This is a genomic window from Streptomyces achromogenes (assembly GCF_030816715.1).
In the GTDB taxonomy this organism is placed as follows: domain Bacteria; phylum Actinomycetota; class Actinomycetes; order Streptomycetales; family Streptomycetaceae; genus Streptomyces; species Streptomyces achromogenes_A.
In genome coordinates this window covers 1,388,803-1,409,831 of record NZ_JAUSYH010000001.1, presented here as the reverse complement: position 1 = coordinate 1,409,831, position 21,029 = coordinate 1,388,803, and the positions used below count along the sequence as shown (strand labels likewise).

The window sequence follows — 21,029 nt, the reverse complement described above, 5'->3', positions numbered from 1 at the left end:
GCGTGCGCGCTCGGTGACTCCGACGCAACTGGCGGGCGGATGTGGGAGGTTTGGGCCGGTCCGGTCGTGTCACCGGCCGGGCCGGCTCATCAGGTCAAGCGTCCCGGACTATTGACTCGCAACGGAGTCTGTCGCGATCCTCGTCCCACTATCTTGCGCCGGTCATGACAAGCTCACGGGCAGCCGAAGAGCCCACGTCGACCGCGCGATCCCCCCGACCGAGGGACGTGGGCTGTGACCATGACCGGACGCCCGTACCGCAGACGCAGAGACGCCACCGTCGTCTCGCTCCTCCTTCTCGTGCTCGCCGCCGTCCTCGGGCCCACGCCGAGCTCGGCGGCCGGCGCGGACTGGTGGACGCCGACGGCCCGGCCGGCCCCCGACTCGCAGATCGGCGTCACGGGCGAACCGTTCACCGGCACCGACGCGGCGGGCCGGGTCCGCGGGTTCGTCGACGCGCACAACCACCTGTTCTCGGGCGAGGCCTTCGGCGGACGGCTGATCTGCGGCAAGGTGTTCTCCGAGGCCGGCGTCGCCGACGCGCTGAAGGACTGTCCCGAGCACTACCCCGACGGCACTCTCGCGATCTTCGACTACATCACCCACGGCGGCGACGGCAAGCACGACCCGACCGGCTGGCCCACCTTCAAGGACTGGCCCGCCTACGACTCCATGACCCACCAGGCGAACTACTACGCCTGGGTCGAGCGGGCCTGGCGCGGCGGACAACGGGTGCTCGTCAACGACCTGGTCACGAACGGCATGATCTGCAGCATCTACCCGTTCAAGGACCGCAGTTGCGACGAGATGACCTCGATCCGCCTGCAGGCGAAGCTGACGTACGACCTCCAGGCCCACATCGACAAGATGTACGGCGGCCCCGGCAAGGGCTGGTTCCGGATCGTCCTCGACAGCGCGCAGGCGCGTGAGGTCGTCAAGCAGGGCAAGCTGGCGGTCGTCCTCGGCGTCGAGACCTCCGAGCCGTTCGGATGCAAGCAGATCCTCGACATCGCGCAGTGCAGCAAGTCCGACGTCGACAAGGGACTCGACGAGCTGTACGGGCTGGGCGTGCGCAGCATGTTCCTGTGCCACAAGTTCGACAACGCGCTGTGCGGCGTCCGCTTCGACGAGGGCGGTCTCGGAACGGCCATCAACGTCGGGCAGTTCCTGTCGACCGGCACCTTCTGGCAGACCGAGAAGTGCACCGGGCCGCAGCACGACAACCCCATCGGCACCGCCGCCTCGAAGGCGGAGGCGGACCTCCCGGCGGGCACCGACGTCCCGTCGTACAAGGCCGACGCGCAGTGCAACACCCGCGGACTCACCGCGCTCGGCGAGTACGCCGTGCGCGGCATGATGAAGCGCAAGATGATGCTCGAGGTCGACCACATGAGCGTCAAGGCGACCGGCCAGGCGCTCGACATCTTCGAGGCCGCGAACTACCCCGGCGTGCTGTCCTCGCACAGCTGGATGGACCTCAACTGGACCGAACGCGTCTACTCCCTCGGCGGGTTCGTCGCCCAGTACATGCACGGCTCGGAAGGGTTCGCCGCGGAGGCGAAGCGCACGAACGCGCTGCGCGACCAGTACCACGTCGGATACGGCTTCGGCACCGACTTCAACGGCATCGGCGACCACCCCGCCCCCCGCGGCGCCGCCGCAGCGAACAAGGTCACCTACCCGTTCAAGAGCGTCGACGGCGGGTCCCTCATCGACCGTCAGACGACCGGCACGCGCACCTTCGACCTCAACACCGACGGCGCCGCGCACGTCGGCATGATCCCCGACTGGATCGAGGACATCCGGCGCGTAGGAGGCCAGGACGTGGTGGACGACCTCTTCCGCGGCGCCGAGTCCTACCTCGGCACCTGGGGCTCGACCGAGCAGCACCAGGCTTCGGTAGACCTCGCCAAGGGCCGCACCGCCACCGCCAGTTCGTCCGAGTCCAATCCGTTCACCAGCTACCAGCCCGGCCGGGCCGTCGACGGCGACGACGGCACCCGCTGGGCCAGTGACTGGAGCGACGACCAGTACTGGCAGGTCGACCTCGGCGCCACCAACCGCGTCTCCCGCGTCACCCTCGACTGGGAGCGCGCGTACGCCGGTTCGTACCGCGTCGAACTGTCCACCGACGGCGTGAACTGGACGACCGCCTGGTCGACCACGTCCGGTGACGGGGGCCTGGACACGGCGAAGTTCGCCGGCGCCCCGGCGCGCTACGTCCGGGTGCACTGTCTGGGCCGCGGCACGGACTGGGGATACTCCCTGTACGAAGTGGGCGTCCACAGCGCCTAGGGCGGTCACGGCACCAGCCGCGGCATCGACACTCGGGGGAGACGGATGGCGCGCATGCCGTCGGCGGAGCGACGACGACAGCTGACGGAGGCGGCGATCAGAGCGATGGCCCGGGACGGCGTCCCCAGGACGACGACCCGGTCCATCGCCGCCGAGGCGGGTGTCTCACTGAGCGTCTTCCACTACTGCTTCGACTCCAAGCAGGCCCTCGTCGAGTCCGTCATCACGACGCTCACCGCCCAGTCGGTGAGCGTCGTACGGGAGGCGATCCGCCCCCGGGCCACGCTCGAGGAGACGGTCCGCGCGGGGTTCGCGGCGTACTGGGACCACGTCCGCGCCCACCCCGACGCGCACATGCTGACCTACGAGCTCACTCAGTACGCCCTGCGCCAGCCCGGGTTCGAGCATCTGGCCCGCCGTCAGTACGAGCTGTACGGCGAGGCCTACGCCGAGCTCATCGGGGAGCTGTGCCGCGGCATGGGGCTGCGGCTCGGCGTGCCCGTCCCCGTCCTGGCCCGCTATCTCGCCGCCATGACGGACGGACTGACCCTCAACTACCTCGTGCTCGGCGACGAAGCGGCCTGGTCCGACATCCTGGACACCGTCACGGCCCACGTCGCGGGGCTGGTCACGGCCGACCTCCGGCAACCGGGCACGTCCCCCGTCCGGCCGTCCGGCGAGCGGACGTAGCGCCGCTCCGTCCGGCCCGCCGGGTGCGGCACGTTCGGCGGCTACAGGGCGCGTGCCACCAGCAGTGCCACGTCGTCGTGGTCGTCGGGATGGCGCAGGCCGTACAGCAGGAGGTCGCAGATCTCCTCGAGCGGCCGGTGCGGCTCGTCCAGGAAGCCGAGCAGGACCGCCAGACGGTCGTCGATGGGGTGCTGCCGGGTCTCGACGAGGCCGTCCGTGTAGAGGACCAGGAGGTCGCCGGAGGTCAGCGCCGTCGTGCTGGCCTCGAAGGGGACGCCGCCGACGCCGAGCGGGGCCCCGGACGGCAGTTCGAGCAGCGTCGCCGGATGCCCGGGCCCGGCCAGCGCGGGCGGCATGTGCCCCGCGTTGGCGATCCGGCACTGTCCGGTGCGGGGGTCGTACACGGCGTAGAGGCAGGTGACGATGTAGTGCTCCAGATCGCAGGTGATCTTGTCCAGGTGCTGGAGCACGGCGCCGGGTTCGAGGTCGAGGTCCGCGTAGGCGCAGGTCGCGGTGCGCAGCCGGCCCATGGTGGCGGCCGCGTCGATGCCGTTGCCCATGACGTCCCCGACGACCAGCGCGGTCTTGTCGTCGGCCAGCGGGATGACGTCGTACCAGTCGCCGCCGACCTCGCTGGTGGCCTGAGCCGGCTGGTAGCGGGAGGCGAGGTCGAGGCCCAGGTGGTGGGGCGGGTGCTCCGGCAGCAGGCTCCGCTGCAGGGTGAGGGAGGTGTTGCGCACGCTCTCGAACCAGCGGGCGTTGTCGATGGCCACGGCCGCCCGGCCGGCCAGCTCGACGGCGAGGAGGACGTCGTCCTCGTCGAACGGGAGCGGGTTGCGGGTGCGCTTGAGGTCGAGGGCGCCGAGCACCTCGCCGTGGGCGATCAACGGCACGGCGAGATACGAGTGCACCCCCGCGCGGGCCAGCAGGGAGCGGGCCTCGGCGTCCCGGGCGATGCGCGGCAGGTCCTGGTCGCCGACGTGACTCACCAGGACCGGCCGGCCGGTGTGCACGCACAGGGTGACCAACTGGTCGCCCTGGTACGCGGCGACGTCGCCCGGCGGGTCGGCGGCACGCAGCGCCACGGTGGGATGCGCCGCCTTGAGCGCGAGCGCGCGGAAGAGCTCGGGCCCGTCGTCCGGCCGGCGGGCGCGACGGCAGGCCAGCGCGGAGTCCAGGACGTCCACCGCGACCACGTCGGCGAGCTGGGGCACCGCCACCTCGGCCAGCTCACGCGCGGTCTGCTCCACCTCCAGTGTGGTGCCGACCCGCGTGGAGGCCTCGGCGATGAGGGCGAGGCGGCGGCGGGCCCGGTCGGCCTCCGCGGCCACCCGGTGCCGTTCGGTCACGTCGACGACCGAGGCGGCCGCGCCCAGCACCCGCCCGCCGGGGTCCTCCAACCGGTAGAACGACAGCGACCAGGCGTGCTCGTGATCGGGGTCGGTCCGCGGCCGTCCCACGTGGTACTGGTCGAGGAGCGGCGTGCCGGTCGTCAACACCTGGCGCAGCGCGGACTCGATGGTGTCGACGTCGGGCAGCGGCAGGGTCTCCCGCAGACGCCGGCCCACGTGGTCCTCGGCGGGGACGCCGTCGATGCGCTCGAGCGCCGGGTTGACCAGGAGATATCGCAGGTCCGGGTCGAGCAGCGCCAGACCGATGGGGGACTGGTTGATCAGCCGCTCGCACAGCGCCAGGTCGGTCTCGACGCGCTGCAGCAGCTCGTGGTCCGCGGCGATGCCCAGAGCGTAGACGTCCCCGAGATCGTCCTGGAGCCGCATGTTGCGGAACTCCATGAGACGGCTGCTGCCGTCCTTGTGCCGGATGGGGAAGGCGCCGGCCCAGCTCCGGCCGGTCTCCAGCACCTCCGTGAACAGCCGCACCACGGACTGCAGGTGCTCGGGGTGGATGAACAACCGTGCCGCGTACTTGCCGAGGGCCTCCTGCGCGGTGTAGCCGAACAGTTCCTCCGCCTGCGGCGTCCAGAACACGATGCGGCCCTCGGCGTCGACGACCATCGCGGAGACGCTCAGCACGTCCAGCAGACCGGTCGGCGGGGGCGCCTCCCGACGGTACGCGGTCCCGTCGGACCGGATGGGTTCGGCTGTCATCGCGGATCCTCCTCCCGCACCTCCATGCTGCCCCTCATCCGGCGCGCCCGGTAGCGGGGCCCCGTCGCGCGCCCTCGGCGCGGACGGTCCTGCGCGGACGGTCCTGCGCGGGCGGTCCTGCGCGGGCGGTCTGCGCGCGGAGCGCGGGCGTGCGGTGCGGTGCCGCCGGGGCGCGGCGACGCCGTGCGCATCGGGCGGACAGGCAGCACCATGGCTGTAGAGGACGGCACCCATGGATCCAGCGCGAGAAGTCTCCGAGGCCCCGACGCCCGCGGGACCACGCGATCTCCTCGACGCGTCCACCGACGCGGCGGCGATCGTGACCGCGGACGGCGTCGTACTCGCCTGGACGAGAGGCGCGCAGGCACTGCTCGGCCACCCGGCGTCCGAGGTCGTCGGCCGTTTCGCCGGCCGTCTGGTGGCGATGCCGCGGGACCCGGCGCGGGTGGCGGCGGTCGCGGCCCGGTGCCGCGCGGGAAGGGGATGGAGCGGTCAGCTCACGGCACGGCACCACGACGGCCGCTCCGTCGACGTCGCCCTGCGGGTCTCCGCGTCCTTCCGGATCGGCGGGGACGAGTGCTTTCTTCTCTCGGCACGCGAGCAGAGCCGGCAGTGGACGCTGGGGCAGTCCGTCCTCGACGGGTTCCTCGTCCGCTCCCCGGTCGGGATGGCGGTGCTGGACCTGGAACTGCGTTACGTGTGGCTGAACGACACGCTGGAACGCCTCGGCGGCGTGCCCCGTGAACAGCGCCTGGGGCGGCGGCTGAGCGAGCTGCTGCCCGGCCTCCAGGCGGACGCCATCGAGGGCCTCATGCGCAAGGTCCTGAAGACCCGAACCCCGGTCAACGACTACGAGTACCTCGGGTGGAGCTGGGCCGATCCGCACCGCCGGCGCGCCTACTCCACGTCCTTCTTCCCGCTGGTCGGCTCCGACGATTCGGTCACCGGGGTCTGCTACATGGTGCAGGACGTCACCGAGCGGTGGTCCGCCCGCCGGCTGCTGTCGCTGGTCAACGAGGCCTGGGCGCGCGTCGGCACGACCCTCGACGTCGTGCGCACCGCCCAGGAGCTCGCCGACTTCGCCGTCCCGCGGTTCGCGGACTTCGTCATCGTCGACCTGCTGGAGCCGGTCCTCAGCACCGAGGGACACGGCACATGGCTCACCGACGCCGGGCCCGCCCCGGCCAGGCCCGTGATGCGCCGGGCCGGCCTCAGCTCGGTGCGCGAGGGCTGCCCCGAGGCCGTGGCCCGGCTGGGCGAACGGGTGGACTTCCTGCCCCCGCCGCACGACGCGCAGCTGCTCATCGACGGCGAGCCGATCCTGCTTCCCGTCCTGGACCCCACCGACGAACTGTGGCTCGCCGAGCAGCCCGAGCGGACGGCGACGATCCGCAGGTTCGGGCTGCACTCCCTCATCTCCGTGCCGATGCGGGCACGCGACACGGCACTCGGTCTCGCCACGTTCGTGCGGTCGCTCAACCCCGTCTCGTTCGGCCCCGACGACGTCCTGCTGGCCCGGGAGCTGGTGGCCCGGGCGGCGCTGTGCGTCGACAACGCCCGCCGCTACACGCGGGAGCACACGGCGGCCGTCACCCTGCAGCGCAGTCTGCTGCCGCACGCCCTGGCGGGCGGAACGGCGGTGGAGGTGGCCTCCTGCTATCAGCCGGCGGACCCCACGGACGGCGTGGGCGGCGACTGGTTCGACGTGATCCCGCTGTCCGGGGCCCGGGTGGGGCTGGTGGTCGGCGACGTGGTGGGGCACGGCATCGCGGCCGCGGCGGCGATGGGCCGGCTGCGCACCGCCGTGCAGACCCTCGCCGACATGGAGATGCCGCCGGACGAGCTGCTGGCCCATCTCGACGACCTCGTGCTCCGGCTGAGCACGGAGCGCACCGACGACCCCGCGGCCCAGCAGGGCACCACCGCCTTCCTCGGCGCGACCTGTCTGTACGCCGTCTACGACCCGGTCACCCGGCGCTTCACCATGGCCCGGGCCGGGCATCCGCCGCCCGTCGTCGTCACGCCCGAAGGCCGGGTGTCCTTCCCGGAGCCGCCGGCCGGGCCTCCGCTGGGACTCGGTGGGATGGCGTTCGAGGCCGCCGAGATCACCCTCGCCGAGAACAGCCTGATCGGCCTCTACACCGACGGCCTCGTCCGGGGAGCCGAGCACGACATGGAGCTGGGCATGTCCCGGCTCGGTGAGGTGCTGTCCCGGCCCGACGCCGACCTGGACGCCCTCTGCGCGTCGGCGGTCCACCTGCTGGCGCCGGCGCCGCAGCCCGACGACGTGGCCCTGCTGCTGGCCCGCACGCACGCCTTGGAGGCCGGGTACGTCGTCTCCTGGGACGTGCCGGCCGACCCGGCCGCCGTCTCCGAGGTCCGCGCCCGGGCCACCCGCCAGGTGGCGGCCTGGGGCCTGACGGACCTTGCCATGACGTCCGAGCTCATCGTGAGCGAGCTGGTCACCAACGCCGTGCGGTACGCGACCCCGCCCATCCGGCTGCGGCTGCTCCGTGACGCCCGCCTGACCTGCGAGGTGACCGACGCCAGCAGTACGGCCCCACGGCTCAAGCACGCCCGGATCACGGACGAGGGCGGGCGCGGCCTCTTCCTGGTGGCCCAGCTCGCCCACCGCTGGGGCACCCGGTACACGGCCGACGGAAAGGTCATCTGGGCGGAGCAGGAGATCCCGTGACCCGACGGACGGGCGTGACGGACGGGAGTGGTGGCGCGGACGGGAGTGGTGGGCACCGCCCCCGTCGCGCTCTCCTGGTCAGTCCTGGACGAGCTGATCGGCCAGCCGGTGCGCCTGGGCCAGCAGCGCTCCGTACGTCAACAGCGCGTCGGGGTCGTCCCGCACGGCGCCCGGCAGCTGCCGGCGGAACGCGTCGAGCGTGTGGTGCAGTTCCTCGACGGCCTCGCGGAGCTCGTCGGCGGCGGCGTCGGCATGGCCGCCCGGCGTGAAGCGCGCGCTGCCGTAGAGCCCGATGGCGTGGGCGGTGCGGTGCAGGAAGTCCGCGTACGGACGGGCGATCTCCGCGGCCGGCTGTGCGGCCTTGCTGCCGTGGTCCACGGCCTCCCACACCGTCCGGGTCACGCCGGCGGTGTGCACGGCGATGTAGTCGAGCACGACCAGGGCGTCGGCGTACGCCTTGTCGGGCTGCGCCGCGGCGTACAGACGCCGGCCGCGCGGGTTGCCCCGCATGCTCTCCGTGCTGCGGCCGATCGCCGACCGCGCCTGGTCCACCAGACGGCCCAGACGCAGGGCGCGAGCATGCCACTCGGCGGCCGCCCGGTCGTCCCCCTCGCCGTCGGCCAGTCCGTCGGCCACCGCGTCGAGGATCTCCCGCGCCTCGCGGACCGCGTCCTCCAGCGCGGTGCGGGTGTCGCGCAGATAGAGCGGCGGACGGACCAGCGCGTTCACCGCGACGCCGACCGCCGCGCCGAAGACCGCCTCCGCGACCCGGGCCGCCGACGAGGCGATCGTGACGTGGCCGCCGGTCAGCACGAAGAGCGCGCCGGTGGCCGCGTACACGCCCTGACTGCCCAGACGGTGCCACTGCCCGAGGAGCAGCACCGCCGGCAGGACCAGGGCCATCGTGACCATCGTGTTGCCGTCCAGCAGCAACGCCACCGCCGTGGCCACCACGGTGCCCGCCGTGATCGCCGCGAGCTGTTGCAGACCGTGCGCCACCGACCGGTAGACCGTCGCCTCCACCAGCACGACCGCCACCCACGGCGCCACGAACGCCATGGGCGCCGCGAGCCACCAGCCCGCCACCGCCCAGGCCACCCAGGCGGCCAGCGCGGCCTTGCCGGCCTGCGCCACGAGATCCCGTTCCCGGCCCGGCTCGGCCCACGCCCGGCGAGCGGTCCGCACGACGTTCCCGCCGCTCAGCCGTACCGCCCGCGCCAGTCGAGCCGGCCATGCCGCCTGTGGCGCCCGTGTCGTCGCGTGAGTGCACTCCATGGCACATCAAGTGCCACACCAGGCCCGCAACGCACCTACCGTGCGCGACATCACAGCGCACCGTCCCGGAACGACCGCCCTGCCGTCACCCCGTCGTCCTGTCAAGCAGTTCATGCCCGACCGTGATCCCCATGTGATCAGCGCCGCGTAGTCTCCAGCCGACCGGGGGACTCGACTCACGGGGCGCTCGACCAGTACGGGGGACACACATGAACCATCGGCGTGCGGCCATACCGGCAGTGACGGGCGGGGTGCTGCTCACGGCGCTCCTGTGGTGGGCCGGGGCGAGCACCGAGGCGCTGCACCTGCAGGGCGCCACCGACGCGCTCGGCGGCCGGGTCGTCGCCGATCTCCAGCAGTGGCTCGCGCCCTGGTCGTACGACCCCCCGACGTCGGTCCGGTTCGGTTCCGGAGCGCTCGGCGAGGTCGGGGACCCGGCCGGCGGCGACGCCCCCCGCTATCTGTCGCTGTACGAAACGGCGTTGCAGATCCGGTTCGCCGCGCTCTTCGCCTTCTTCGTGCCGGGGGCGATGCTCCTGGTCCGCAGGCTGCCGCCGGTCGACGGCCGGCTGCCGGCCGCGCTGCTCGCGCTGTGGGGCTGGGGCGTGGTGGCCGGGACGCTGGCGGTGACCGTCTCCGCGCCGTGGCTGATCGCCTCGCAGGGACGCGGCAGTTACCGCTTCCTCCCGCAACTGGCGGGCGTGATCTCCTCCGGGCGGCAGATGCTGGTGGTGACCGCGCTGTTCGCGTCGCTGGCGACGGTCCTCGTCGCGCGGGTGATCGCCAGGAGCGCGGATCCGCTGCCGCGCGAGGCCGTCCCGGCGCGGGCGGCCCGGCTGGCGGCCACCGTCGGGACGGCGGTGATCGCGCTGTCCCTGGTGGTCCTCTCGTACCAGTCGGTCGCCGCCGAGCTGCAGACGTCCTTCTCGGGCAGCGGACTGCTCTCCGAACCGGGTGACCTGCTCCGCCAGTGGCTGCTTCTCGGCGCCTGGTCCGCTCCGGCGGGAGTGTCGTTCGGGGACTGGCTGCTGTACCGGGCCGTGGACGTCCTGCTGCTCGCACTGGTGTGGACGGCGCTGCGGCGGCTGCCCGCGATGCTGACGCGGGTGACGGTCCCGGCGATGGCGGTGACCACCGTGTGCCTGACCGTGGTCGGGCTCCTGGCGAGTCAGCTGCTGCGGGTGGCGCTGGACGGGTCGACCCTGAAATGGGACCTGATGTACCTGTCCGCGGCCATCGGCGGCGGAGTCCCGGCAGCCCTCGTCTGGGGCCTGACGGCGGGAGCCGCGGCCACCGTCACCCTGCGGGCGGTCGCCGGGGGACACGGGCCGACCACGGACGCGCCGGCCGGGGAACCGGAACCCGCCCGCCCGTGAGGTCAGGGGGACCGGCCGGCGCAGTGCCGGGCGGCCCCCCGTGTCCGGGCGTCACTCAGCCGAGGCGGCGGACGACCGCCTCGGCGACCGCCCTGGCGCTGCCCGGGTTCTGCCCGGTGATCAGGCGGTCGTCCTCGACGACGTGGGTGTCGAAGGGCTTCGCCGCGACGCTGTACTTCGCGCCGAGTTCCTTCAGCCGGTCCTCGAGGCTGTAGGGGACGGCGTCGGCACGCTGGGCGAGTTCCTCCTCCCGCCAGGAGAAGCCCGTGACGTTCCTGCCCTTCACCAGCGGTTCGCCGTCGCTCAGGGTGACGTCGAGCAGACCGCACGGGCCGTGGCAGACCGCCGACACGATCCGGCCGCTCTCGTGGAAGCGGGCGACGAGCGTCTCCAGCGCCCGGCTCTGGTGGAAGTCGAACATCACGCCGTGACCGCCGGTCAGGTAGACGGCGTCGTAGTCGTCGACGTCGACCTCGCTCACGGCGACGACATTCCGCAGCGTGTCCATGAACGCGCGGTCGGCGTACCGCTTGTCGGTGCCCAGGTCGCCGAGGACGTCGTGGGCGAGGCTCTCCGGGTCGAGCGGCACGGCGCCGCCCTCGATGCTCGCGACGGTGAGCTCGAAGCCCGCCTGTTCGGCGACGTCGTAGAAGTGGGTCAGCTCGCCCAGCCAGAGACCGGTGCGGTAACCGACCTTCTCGTACTCGCCGGTGCTGGTGACGATGATGAGAATGCGCTTCGTGGGGGACATCCGTGTCTTTCTGTTCGGAGGGTCGGGGCCGCCGTGCGGACACCTGCGGCCCCGTGCGCGGCCTCGCCGGCGGCACCAGGTCGGAGCGCTGTTCCCTTCAGGCCGGTACCACGATAGGAGGTGATCACCCATCAGACCCGGAACCGGGGAAGTACATCGGCGGCCGGTGACCAGTACCGCGGCACTACGGGAACGCGGCGACGTGGCGCGGGACGTGTCAGCGCCGCCAGCCTCCGCGACTGTCTCACGGTGTGCGGCACTCGTGAGAAAACCCTGTGGAAACGGTGTCGGTGGGGCCGCTTATGCTGCCCCGGACGACCACGTGGGGATCAGGGGAGGACGCGGCATGTTCGGCAAGCTGTTCGGAAGGGGCGTGGAGAGATCCGCGACGGATCCGCACGCCCTTCCCCCGCGAAAGCAGAAGCACGGGACATACGCGCTGCGCGCGCTGGGGGACACGCGGGTGCTCGCGCTGGTCGAGGCGGCCGACGCGGGCGACTGGTCGGCGGTCAAGGCGGCGCTGGCCCCCTTCGACCTCGGCCGCGAGCAGGCGGTCCTGGGGGAACTGACCGATGTGGACGGTCTGGAGGAGTGGATCGTCCGGGCCGCCGAGGAGGACAAGGACGACAAGGAACTCCGGGCGACCGCACTGCTGATATCGGGTGCGCGCCATGTCGCCTGGGGCTGGGAGGCGCGTACGTCCGCCCGTGCCGTGGACGTCGGCCGCGAACAGTGGCAGACGTTCTACGAGCGGCTGCGCATCGCCGAGGAGCACCTGCTCGAGGCCGCCGAACTGCGGCCCGACTGGGTCACACCGTGGCGCCATCTGCTCACCTCCGGACGAGGCATGTCCGTCGACGACAGCGTCCAGGATGCCCGGCTCGCGGCGGGTCTGCGCCGTGATCCGCTGAACCTGGACCTCCACCTGGAGTGGGTGTCGCACCTCCAGCCCCGCTGGGGCGGAGAGCCGGGCCAGGCCCTGGAGTTCGCCCGGAAGGCCTTCGCCGCCGCGCCCGACGGGCACGGGCTCGGCTGTGTCATCGCCATGGCACATATCGAGGACTGGGTGGAGTCCGACGACCGCGACTGTCTGCAGCAGCCCCGGATCCGGAGCGAGTTGAGAGAAACCGCGGAGCGCAGCATCCTGCACCACGCGTACGAGCGCCGCCTGGGTTGGCAGGGCGACTACAACATCTTCGCCATGGCCCTCTCGCTGGCGGGCAGCAGCACGGCCTCGAACGTCTTCCGCGAGCTGGACGGTGTGATCACCCAGTGGCCGTGGACCTTCATGTCGGACCCCGACAAGGCGTACGCGCGCTTCCGCAAGGTCTTCTGAGCCACCGGCCACACCGGCTCCGGCCGGTCCTGCGGACCACCGCCCACCCCTGCCGTTCCCTTCACCCCGGATGCCTCATGCCCCTGCGCGACACCTCCGCCCACCAAGCCGCCACCGACCGCACGTTCCAGGTCGACCTCCGCGGCCTGGTGGACCTCCTCTCCCACCATCTCTACTCCAGCCCCCGCGTCTACCTGCGCGAACTCCTGCAGAACGCGGTCGACGCCCTCACCGCACGGCACGCCATCGAGTCCCACGGCGCCTTCGGCATCCGTCTGTACGCCGACGGCTCCGTCGTACGCGTCGAGGACGACGGCGTCGGTCTCACCGAGGCCGACGTGCACACCTTCCTCGCCACGATCGGCCGCAGCAGCAAGCGCGCCGACGGCATCGCCGAACAACGCGCCGACTTCATCGGCCAGTTCGGCATCGGCCTGCTCTCCTGCTTCCTGGTCGCCGACGAGATCCACGTCCTGAGCCGCTCGGCCCGCACCCCCGGCGCCCCCGCCGTGGAGTGGCGCGGACGCGGCGACGGCAGTTACACCGTGCGCACCCTGCCCGCCTCCGCCCGCCCCCGGCCCGGCACCACCGTCACCCTGACGCCGCGCGCCGACGCGGGCGAGTGGACCCGTCCGGCACAGGTGCACGCGCTGGCCCGGCACTTCGGCTCCCTGCTGCGCCACCCCGTGACCTTCGACGACGGCACCGGCGGACCGGGCGCCCCCGTCAACCCCGAGCCCGCCCCCTGGGCCCGCACCCACCCCACGCCGGGTGCCCGCGCCCGGGCGCTGGCCGCGTACGGGGCGGACGTCTTCGGCTTCACCCCGCTCGACACCATCGAACTCGACCTGCCGGCCGTGGGCCTGAAGGGCATCGCGTGCGTGCTGCCCGAGGCGGTGCCGGCCGGACGCCGCCACGGGCATCGCGTGCACGTCAAGGGGATGCTGCTGTCCGAGCAGGCCGAGGAGATCCTGCCCGAGTGGGCCTTCTTCGTCCGCTGCGTCGTCGACGCCGAGAGCCTGCGCCCGACGGCGTCCCGCGAGTCCCTGTACGAGGACGACACGCTCGCCGCCGTCCGCGACGCCCTCGCCGAGCGGCTGCGCGCGTGGATCGCCCGGGCCGCCGCCAGCGATCCCGACCTGCTCCACCGGTTCCTCCAGGCCCACCACCTGGCCGTGAAGTCGCTCGCGGTGCACGACGACGAGATCCTGCGGATGCTGCTGCCCTGGCTGCCGTTCGAGACCACCGACGGCCACTGCACCCTCGACGAGTTCGCGCGCACCCACCGCACCGTGCTCGTCACCTCGAGCGTGGAGGAGTTCCGCCAGGTCGCGGCGATCGCCTCGGCCGCCGGGCTCGGCGTCGTCAACGGCGGCTACACCTACGACCGCGAACTGGTCCACCGGCTGCCCGAGATCAGGCCCGAGGCCACCGTCGCCGACCTCGACCCGGCGACCCTCACCGCCCACCTCGACCCCGTCGACCGGGAGACGGAACTCGCCGCCGCCGCCTACCTCGCGCGGGCCCGCGACGCCCTCGCCGTCTTCGACTGCGACGTCGCGCTGCGCACCTTCCAGCCCGCCTCCGCCCCCGCCCTCCTCGTCGACAGCCGGGAGGCCCGCCACGAGCGCACCCGCTCCCAGCTCGCCCGGGAGCAGGAGGGCGGCCTGTGGGGCGACATCCTCGGCGCGCTGCGCCAGGAGGCGCCACGGGCCCAGCTGATCCTCAACCAGCTCAACCCGCTGGTCCGCACCGCCGTCACGATCGACGAGCCCGAGCTGGCCCGGACCAGCGCCGAAGCCCTCTACGGGCAGGCCGCGATGCTGTCCCGGCGCCCGCTCAGGCCCGCCGAATCGAGCCTCATCAACCGCTCCTTCCTCGACCTGCTCGCCCACGCCCTCCGCAAGGACAGCTGACGATGCCGACCGCACCCGCACCCCAGAACACCGACGAGCTGCACCAGGCGCTCCAGGAGAACGACCGTCGCCCCTACGGCCGTACCCGCACCGTCACGGCCGAGGAACTCGTCGACGCCGCCGAGCAGTTCGACGACCCCACCACCCTCGTCCACGCCCTCCTCGAACTCCAGGAGGCGTACACCTACGGCTCCGAACCCCGCAAGTCGCCCGTCGTCTTCGCCCGCCTGCTGAACCTCCTCGACGAGCAGCCCGACGTCTTCGACGAGCGCCTGCGCCACATGCTGTTCTGGCGCTTCAAGTGGGTCGCGGGCGCCCTGCGCGCGCTGCCCGAGGTGCCCTTGGCGAGTCTGCGCCAGTGGCTGACCGAGATGCGCGACCGGTACGAGAAGGCCGGCCTGGGCCTCCAGCCCTACTACGGCCAGGCGTACCAACTGGCCGCCCACGTCGGCGAGGGCACCACCCTCGCCTACGAGCTGTGGGCGGCCCGCGCCCGCACCCGGCTCAGCGACTGCGAGGCCTGCGAGATCTGCGAGCGCGCCCTCCACCACCTCGCGGCGGGCGACGACGAGCGGGCACTGCGGACCTGGGAGCCCGTCCTGGAGGGCAAGGAATCCTGCCAGGAGGAACCGGCCCGCTCCGTCTCGTACGCGCTGCTGCCCCTGCTGCGCACCGGCCGCACCGACCGGGCCCGCGAACTGCACCTCTCCGGCTACCGCGGCTGCCGCCGCAACCCCTCGATGGCCCAGGAGGTCGGCCGGCACCTGGAGTTCTGCGCGCTCACCGGCAACGAGGCACGCGGCCTGGAACTGCTCTCCGAGAACCGGAGCCTGTTCGACGAAGTCGACTCGCCGCTGGACCTGCTCGGCTTCCTCACCGGCGTGCAGGTCCTGCTCCAACGCATCGAACGACTCGGCCGCGGCGAACTGCCCGCCGCCGGATACGCGGGCCGCATCTGGACGGTGGCAGGCCTGCGCGCCGAGATACACGCCCGCGCCGACGACCTCGCCGCCCGTTTCGACGCCCGCAACGGCACCACGGCGCACACCGACCGCCGCCGCGCCCGCCTCGACCGAGCGCCGCTCCTTACCGCACTGGAACTGACCCTGCGCGTCCGCCACCTCGACGACGTCGCCCCGGCCGCGCCCGTCGCCGCGCCCGCCGCCCCTGCCGCCGGCGCCGTCCCCGAATCCCTGCCCGAACTCATCGTCCGGGCCAGGGATCTGGACGAGCAGGGGCACCCGGACGCACAGGCCTGCTGGGCGCGGCTGCGCACCCTCGCCGCAGCGTCCGACTACCGCCACCCCGACGACCCGGCCGTGGGACCGCTCGCGCGACTGCGCGCGGACCTGCTGTCCGACGAGGCGAACCGCGCGGACGAGAAGGAGGAGACCGACGCCGCATCCCTCCACGAGGATGCCGCCGCCCTGTACGAGGACGCCGGTCTCCCGGGACACGCGGCGCTCGAACGCGCCTGCGCCCAGCTCCCCGCCGCGGACGCCACCGGGCAGGGCTCCGAGTCGGCAGAGGAGAAGGCCGCCGCGCTGACCGACGCCCACACGGCCGTGGTCCGTCTGCACGAGGGGACACCCGGCCTCGCCCCGTACCTGGAGGCCCGCATGCTGCGGCTGCGGGCGACGGCGCTCGGACTGCGCCTGCAGACGACCGGTGACAAGGCGCACATCGCGCCGGTCCTCGCCGAGGTGGACCTGCTGCACGCGTTCGCCACCCGGCACGATCTCCCCGGCCAGATCTCCGGGTCGCTGCTGCTGCGGGCCAGCACCTACGCCCTCTCCGGCGACCTGCCCGCCGCGGTCGCCGAGATCGACGCCCTCCTCGACCGGCTGAAGACACACGGCCCCGCCTGGCACCTGCCCCGCACGCTCGGTCTGCGCGGCCGGCTCCAGCTCGCCCTGCGGGACGCGCAGACCGCGCACACCGACCTGACCGAAGGGCTGCGCCTGGCCGCCGACTGGCCGGCCGACGCGGTCGACGCCGCCCAACTGCACGCCGATCTGGCCGAGGCCTGCATGCGCCTGGGCCGACCCGACGAGGCCCTGCGGCACCTGACGCGCTCCGCGGAGCTGGAGCTTCGCCGCGGCAGCCGGACGGAGGCGTTCTGCGCGTACAGCAACGCCGCCCGGCTCAGCCTGGACCTCGGCCGCGTCGAGGACTGCATCGCCCTGCTCGACTCCCTGCTGGCGGAACCGGAGGTCGCCGCCGGTGAACTGGACGACCGGCTCGTCGCCCAGCTGCGCCTGACGCGCGCCCGCGCGCTGCACGCGGGGGAGGACCTCAAGGCCGCCACGGTGGAGTTCGTCGCCCTCGCCGCCGAATCGGCCGGCTGGGACGACGACCCCGCGAGCCATGTGATGATCGCCGCGGAGACGGCACTCCTCCTCGGCGAGTCCGGCGACTTCGCCCGCGCCCGCGAGGTGGCGGACCAGGCACTCGTCGCCCACGCCAAGGCCCCGAGCTACGACCAGCTCAGCAGCTGCCTGCGCGAGATCGCCCGGGTCCAGGCCGAGCGGCAGGGCTCCGACGGCCTCGCCGGCGCCCTCGGCTTCCTCGCCGACGCCGGCCGGATCGCCGACGAGGCCCGCGCCGCCGGACACCGGCCCGACGGCCGCTCCCTGGACACCGCCCTGGCCTACGAACACGGCAGGGTCAACGCCTACGCCGGCGAGTACGAGACCGCTCTGGCCGCCCTGGAGAAGGCCCTCGCCCTGCTCGGAGACCTGGGAGCGGACGACGACCGTGTCGGCGAGTGGGCCGAGAGCATCCGCCTCGCGGGCGTCGTCGAGGGCCTCTACCTGCAACGCCCCGCCCCCGCGCTCACCCGGCTCGACGCGGCGATCGCCCGTCTGACCGCTGGGGGCCACACCGAGGAGGCAGAGGCGCTGGCCTCCCTGGCGGCCCGGCTGCGCGACGAGGGGTGACCCCGGCGAAGCCGGAGCGGCGCCGGGGCACCGACCCGCCCCGGCACCGCTCCGGCGCACCCACCACCACGGCACTGAGGAGGACGACGCAGGTGGCGGCCCGTCGGCATACTGGTGTCATGGTGACGGCCAGGAACATCTTCTGGGGCTGCGGTGACGGCCGGGAACACGGCGACGGCAGGAAAGGGGACGCTGTGACACCGTTGCGCGGCACCCGCATGCGGTCGCCCCGGACCGACCCGGTCTCCGATCCCACGTCCCGGTCCCGACCGGCGGCAGGGCCGCATCGGGCGGGACAGGTCCATGAGTGACGCCCACGCCGCCCCCGGAGAGGACGGCGCTCCTCGGCGGGATCCTTCACCGCGGGACCGGACGCCGGCCCCCGTCGCGGGAGTCCTCTGTGACGTCAGGGAGCTGTCCGGGCTTCCCCCGGCCACCTCCGGCGCCCTGTGGAGGCTCGCCGAGTCCGGACGCCAGCTCGACGCCAATCTCGTGCATGTTCCGGCCGGTCAGAACGTCCCCGTCCACATCGAGCCGGAACTGGACGTCCTTCTCCTCGTCGTCGCCGGCGACGGCACCCTGGGCACGCCCGACGGGGCGGAGGCCCTCGACGAGGGCAAGCTCGTCTGGCTGCCGAAGGGCTCCAGCCGCAGCATCACGGCGCACGGCGAGGGACTGTCGTACCTCACCGTCCACCGACGTCGCCCGGGCATGCAGATCCGCTCCCGGCCGCCCGGGGACCAGGCGTCACCCCCGACCCGCTGACGACGGCCCCCCGGCCACCGTCTCACCCGGCTGCCCGCCCCGGGGCGCGGACAGCAGTTCGCACCCCCGCTCCGGGGTCAGCAGCGGCCCGAGCAACGGGTCGGCCACCCACCCGAGCGGCGCCAGGTGGTACGGCCCCAGAGGCTCCCACCAAGGCAGGGCGTCCATCAGGGTCCGCCACGCCCCGTCGGTGTCCCCCGAGCGCGCCAGCTCCCGTGCCCGCTCGACCGCTTCCCCGAACGGTCCGGCCGCGGTGTACCGGTAGGCGCCCTTCCGCACCTGATCCAGGATCTCGAAAGCCAGCGACACGACGCCTTCGTCGGCGCCTCGCAGGTGGAAGGTCAGCGCGGAGTCGTCCCGGGACGCGTTCGCCGCGTGTTCGGCGACCAGCGGCGGCAACAACTCGTGAGCGTACCGAGGGTCCGTCACCAGGCCTTCGAAGTACACCATGTACGTCTGCCCGCGCAGGCGGCGTATCTGATCGCCCAGCCCGGCGGCCCTCGGCCTGCCGTACTCCTTCGCCTCGTCCAGCGCCTTCCCGGCCCGTTCCCAGCCGCCGCGCAACGCCTCCAGCCGGGCCTCCTCCACCCGGGCGTCCAGCTCTCGCGTCGTGTCGTTGGCGAACACCGGCTCCGCCTCACTCCCGTGCGCCCGCAGGCTGTGGAACTCCCGGTGCATCTCCCGCATGAACGCCAGGAAGTTCGCGTGCCGCTCGGGCGCTTCGCCCCGCCAGCTCGCCCACGTGAACACGGCCCACTCGCCGTCCTCGTCCACGTCATCGGGATCCAGGAGGACGTGCGTGATGTCGGACTCCACGTCGAGTTGGAGCCCGCGCCGCCAGATGTCCGCCTCCTGCCGCTCCTCGGGGCTCGCGTCGTCGTCCAGGTCCTCCTCGAACATCTCCGCGAGTCCCGACGCGTCGTTGTGCCAGTGCGCCGTCTCCGTCCCGGCCAGCAGCCAGACGAACCCGCCCGCGTGCCGCCATCCGTCACTGACCTCGAGGAACCGCCGGTACGACGGGGGCATGCGGTGGCCGAGGCGCTCCTCCATGGCCGCGATCCGCTCCTGCGACGCGGGCGGGAAGCCCAGCCACCGCGCCCGGCGCGCGGCCTCGTCGTCCTCGTCCCGCGTCTCGTCGTCCCGCAGGGAGTCCGCCCACTCCCCGCTCCACTTCCGCAGGAAGGGCCGCCAGTCGAATGCCGTGCTGTCGTCCGTCATGCTCGCGATGCTGTCACCCACCACTGACAACAGCGACCCGCACCGAGGAACCGCCGGCGCCCGTGGAATCGACTTTTGCGCGGAAGCCTCCCCGGCTAGTCTCCGGGTGCAGCGAGTGACCTGCGAACGAGGAGCGAGGAGCCGGGACATGATCGGTCGTCCGAGCGCGCGTTGACGCCGTAGGCCGTGACCGGCCCGTCATCGCGTGCTGCCCCCACCGGTGCGGCACCGCGAGCCCTCTCCCGCCCGAACCGTCGGTGCGCCTGGTGTGCGCCGGGTGACGGGCCTCGTTGTCGGCAGCCCAGGGGATCCTCGTGCCGTCCGCTTCTTCCGCTTCCTCTGCGTCCTCGGTCCACTCCGCCGCGTCGGATTCCCGCCGACGGGTTCCGCCGGGTCCGTGGCGGGACGGCGACTTCCGCAGGCTCTGGGTGGGCCAGACGGCGTCCCAACTCGGCGAGCACACAGGCCTGGTGGTCCTGCCGCTCTTGGCCGTCCTGACGCTCGGCGCCGGTGCCGGCCAGTTGGGCGTCCTGCGAGCGGTGGGGCAGACGCCGGTCCTGTTGCTGTCGCTCCTCGCCGGCGCGTGGGTCGACAGGTGGCGGGCCCGCACGGTGATGGTGCTGACGGACGCCGGCCGGGTCCTGGCACTGGGTGCCGCCGCCCTGGCGGGGCTTCTCGGTCTGCTCGGCCTGCCGGTGCTGTACGCGGTCGCCTTCGCCGTCGGAGCCCTGTCCGTGTTCTTCGACGTGGCCTACCAGGCGTCTGTCGTACGGCTCGTGGAACGCGATCAGTTGGTGCGCGGCAACAGCGCTCTCGAGGGCAGCCGGTCCGCCGCGCAGATCGGCGGACCCGCCCTCGGCGGTGCGCTCGTGTCACTGCTGTCGGCGCCGGTCGCCGCCGCCTGCGGCGCGCTGTTCTTCGCGTGCTCGGTCCTGTCGGTCGGACGCATCCGTCGGACCGAATTCGCTCCCGGAGAGCTCCGAGCGTCCCCCTCGGGTCTGGCGCCGTATCCGCGAGGGTCTCCGCTTCGTCGCCGGCGACGCCCGTCTGCGTTCCGTGTGCCTCGCCTCGGCCGCCTTCCAGTTCTCCTGGGCGGCCGTGATGACCGTCTATCTGCTCTTCCTGCCGCGCGAACTGCACCTGTCGGGCACCGCCGTGGGGCTGACGCTCGCCGCGACGGGGCCGGGTGCACTCCTCGGCTCGGTGCTGGCCGCCCGCCTGCCGCGCCGGTTCGGCCACGGCGTGGTCCTCGTGTCCGCGGCGGTGGCGGCTGACGGGGTGTTCCTGGGCGTGCCCGCGCTGCACGCCTCCTCCGCGGTGACCGTTCCCGCGCTGCTCGCCGTCAACTTCGTGTTCGGTGCGGGCGGCCAACTGGTGAACGTCACGGTCATGGCCGTCCGGCAGGCCGTCACTCCGGACGGGATGCAGGGCCGCGCGGCCGCGACGATCACGTTCGCCGGGCTGGGGGCGGCCCCTCTCGGCTCGCTGCTCGGCGGGTATCTGGCGCAGGAGTGGGGACTGCGTACCGGGCTCCTGGTGGCGGCCACGGGCATGATGCTTTCCCCTGTGCTGATGGCGGTGTCCCCGCTCGCCCGTCTGGGACGGGCGCTTCCGGCTGCGCGTCCCGGACCGGGCGGCAGGTGCGAAGCGTGAAGCGTGATGAGG

At 73.0% G+C, this 21,029-nt stretch carries 11 protein-coding genes and 2 pseudogenes; 9 read left to right on the top strand and 4 right to left on the bottom strand.

From position 1 onward, the window contains the following. Positions 1-240: 240 nt before the first annotated feature. Complete coding sequence (locus tag QF032_RS06200; protein ID WP_307040762.1) at positions 241-2,295, top strand: discoidin domain-containing protein; 2,055 nt, start codon at positions 241-243, stop codon at positions 2,293-2,295. Positions 2,296-2,340: 45 nt separating this feature from the next. After that, a complete protein-coding gene (locus QF032_RS06195; RefSeq protein ID WP_306954489.1) occupies positions 2,341-2,985 on the top strand; it encodes a TetR/AcrR family transcriptional regulator in 645 nt (214 codons plus the stop codon). Between the two features lie 41 nt (positions 2,986-3,026). Here the strand turns inward: QF032_RS06195 and QF032_RS06190 are convergent, their stop codons facing one another. After that, entirely contained in the window at positions 3,027-5,093 is a 2,067-nt protein-coding gene (locus tag QF032_RS06190) for a SpoIIE family protein phosphatase (protein ID WP_307040760.1), read from the bottom strand. A gap of 232 nt (positions 5,094-5,325) precedes the next feature. Here QF032_RS06190 and QF032_RS06185 point away from each other — a divergent pair, with 232 nt between their 5' ends. Beyond that, a complete protein-coding gene (locus tag QF032_RS06185; RefSeq protein WP_307055276.1) occupies positions 5,326-7,788 on the top strand; it encodes a SpoIIE family protein phosphatase in 2,463 nt (820 codons plus the stop codon). Between the two features lie 78 nt (positions 7,789-7,866). On the opposite strand, the gene QF032_RS06180 is transcribed toward QF032_RS06185, so the two are convergent. Next, complete coding sequence (locus QF032_RS06180; protein WP_307055275.1) at positions 7,867-8,973, bottom strand: FUSC family protein; 1,107 nt, start codon at positions 8,971-8,973, stop codon at positions 7,867-7,869. 299 nt (positions 8,974-9,272) lie between these two features. Between QF032_RS06180 and QF032_RS06175 the strand changes: the two genes are divergently transcribed. Then, entirely contained in the window at positions 9,273-10,439 is a 1,167-nt protein-coding gene (locus QF032_RS06175) for a hypothetical protein (protein WP_307055273.1), read from the top strand. A 55-nt stretch (positions 10,440-10,494) separates the two neighbouring features. Here QF032_RS06175 and QF032_RS06170 read toward each other — a convergent pair whose 3' ends face one another. Continuing rightward, positions 10,495-11,190, bottom strand: a complete 696-nt coding sequence (locus QF032_RS06170; RefSeq protein ID WP_307040755.1) for a type 1 glutamine amidotransferase domain-containing protein — start codon at positions 11,188-11,190, stop codon at positions 10,495-10,497. A gap of 346 nt (positions 11,191-11,536) precedes the next feature. Between QF032_RS06170 and QF032_RS06165 the strand changes: the two genes are divergently transcribed. The 4 genes from QF032_RS06165 (at position 11,537) to QF032_RS06150 (ending at position 18,146) form a co-directional block, all read left to right on the top strand. Further along, entirely contained in the window at positions 11,537-12,526 is a 990-nt protein-coding gene (locus tag QF032_RS06165) for a hypothetical protein (RefSeq protein WP_307055271.1), read from the top strand. A 77-nt stretch (positions 12,527-12,603) separates the two neighbouring features. Further along, complete coding sequence (locus tag QF032_RS06160; RefSeq protein WP_307055269.1) at positions 12,604-14,442, top strand: HSP90 family protein; 1,839 nt, start codon at positions 12,604-12,606, stop codon at positions 14,440-14,442. A gap of 2 nt (positions 14,443-14,444) precedes the next feature. Continuing rightward, positions 14,445-17,381 carry a hypothetical protein gene (locus QF032_RS06155; protein WP_307055267.1) on the top strand — a complete coding sequence of 979 codons (2,937 nt, stop codon included), beginning with the start codon at positions 14,445-14,447 and terminating at the stop codon, positions 17,379-17,381. Positions 17,382-17,684: 303 nt separating this feature from the next. Next, the gene (locus QF032_RS06150) at positions 17,685-18,146 is read left to right on the top strand and encodes a cupin domain-containing protein (protein WP_307055265.1); all 462 of its coding nucleotides are present in this window, start codon (positions 17,685-17,687) and stop codon (positions 18,144-18,146) included. A 3-nt stretch (positions 18,147-18,149) separates the two neighbouring features. Here QF032_RS06150 and QF032_RS06145 read toward each other — a convergent pair. Further along, a pseudogene (locus QF032_RS06145) lies at positions 18,150-19,364 on the bottom strand (SMI1/KNR4 family protein); the annotation flags it as partial. Positions 19,365-19,678: 314 nt separating this feature from the next. Here QF032_RS06145 and QF032_RS06140 point away from each other — a divergent pair. Further along, positions 19,679-21,017, top strand: a pseudogene (locus QF032_RS06140) (MFS transporter). Positions 21,018-21,029: the final 12 nt, after the last annotated feature.

Bases quoted from the DNA above. Each gene is read 5' to 3' on its own strand.
- QF032_RS06195 (WP_306954489.1), top strand. From the start codon at position 2,341: ATGGCGCGCATGCCGTCGGCGGAGCGACGACGACAGCTGACGGAGGCG.
- QF032_RS06190 (WP_307040760.1), bottom strand. From the start codon at position 5,093: ATGACAGCCGAACCCATCCGGTCCGACGGGACCGCGTACCGTCGGGAG.
- QF032_RS06165 (WP_307055271.1), top strand. From the start codon at position 11,537: ATGTTCGGCAAGCTGTTCGGAAGGGGCGTGGAGAGATCCGCGACGGAT.
- QF032_RS06150 (WP_307055265.1), top strand. From the start codon at position 17,685: ATGAGTGACGCCCACGCCGCCCCCGGAGAGGACGGCGCTCCTCGGCGG.
- QF032_RS06185 (WP_307055276.1), top strand. From the start codon at position 5,326: ATGGATCCAGCGCGAGAAGTCTCCGAGGCCCCGACGCCCGCGGGACCA.
- QF032_RS06155 (WP_307055267.1), top strand. From the start codon at position 14,445: ATGCCGACCGCACCCGCACCCCAGAACACCGACGAGCTGCACCAGGCG.
- QF032_RS06175 (WP_307055273.1), top strand. From the start codon at position 9,273: ATGAACCATCGGCGTGCGGCCATACCGGCAGTGACGGGCGGGGTGCTG.
- QF032_RS06200 (WP_307040762.1), top strand. From the start codon at position 241: ATGACCGGACGCCCGTACCGCAGACGCAGAGACGCCACCGTCGTCTCG.
- QF032_RS06160 (WP_307055269.1), top strand. From the start codon at position 12,604: ATGCCCCTGCGCGACACCTCCGCCCACCAAGCCGCCACCGACCGCACG.
- QF032_RS06170 (WP_307040755.1), bottom strand. From the start codon at position 11,190: ATGTCCCCCACGAAGCGCATTCTCATCATCGTCACCAGCACCGGCGAG.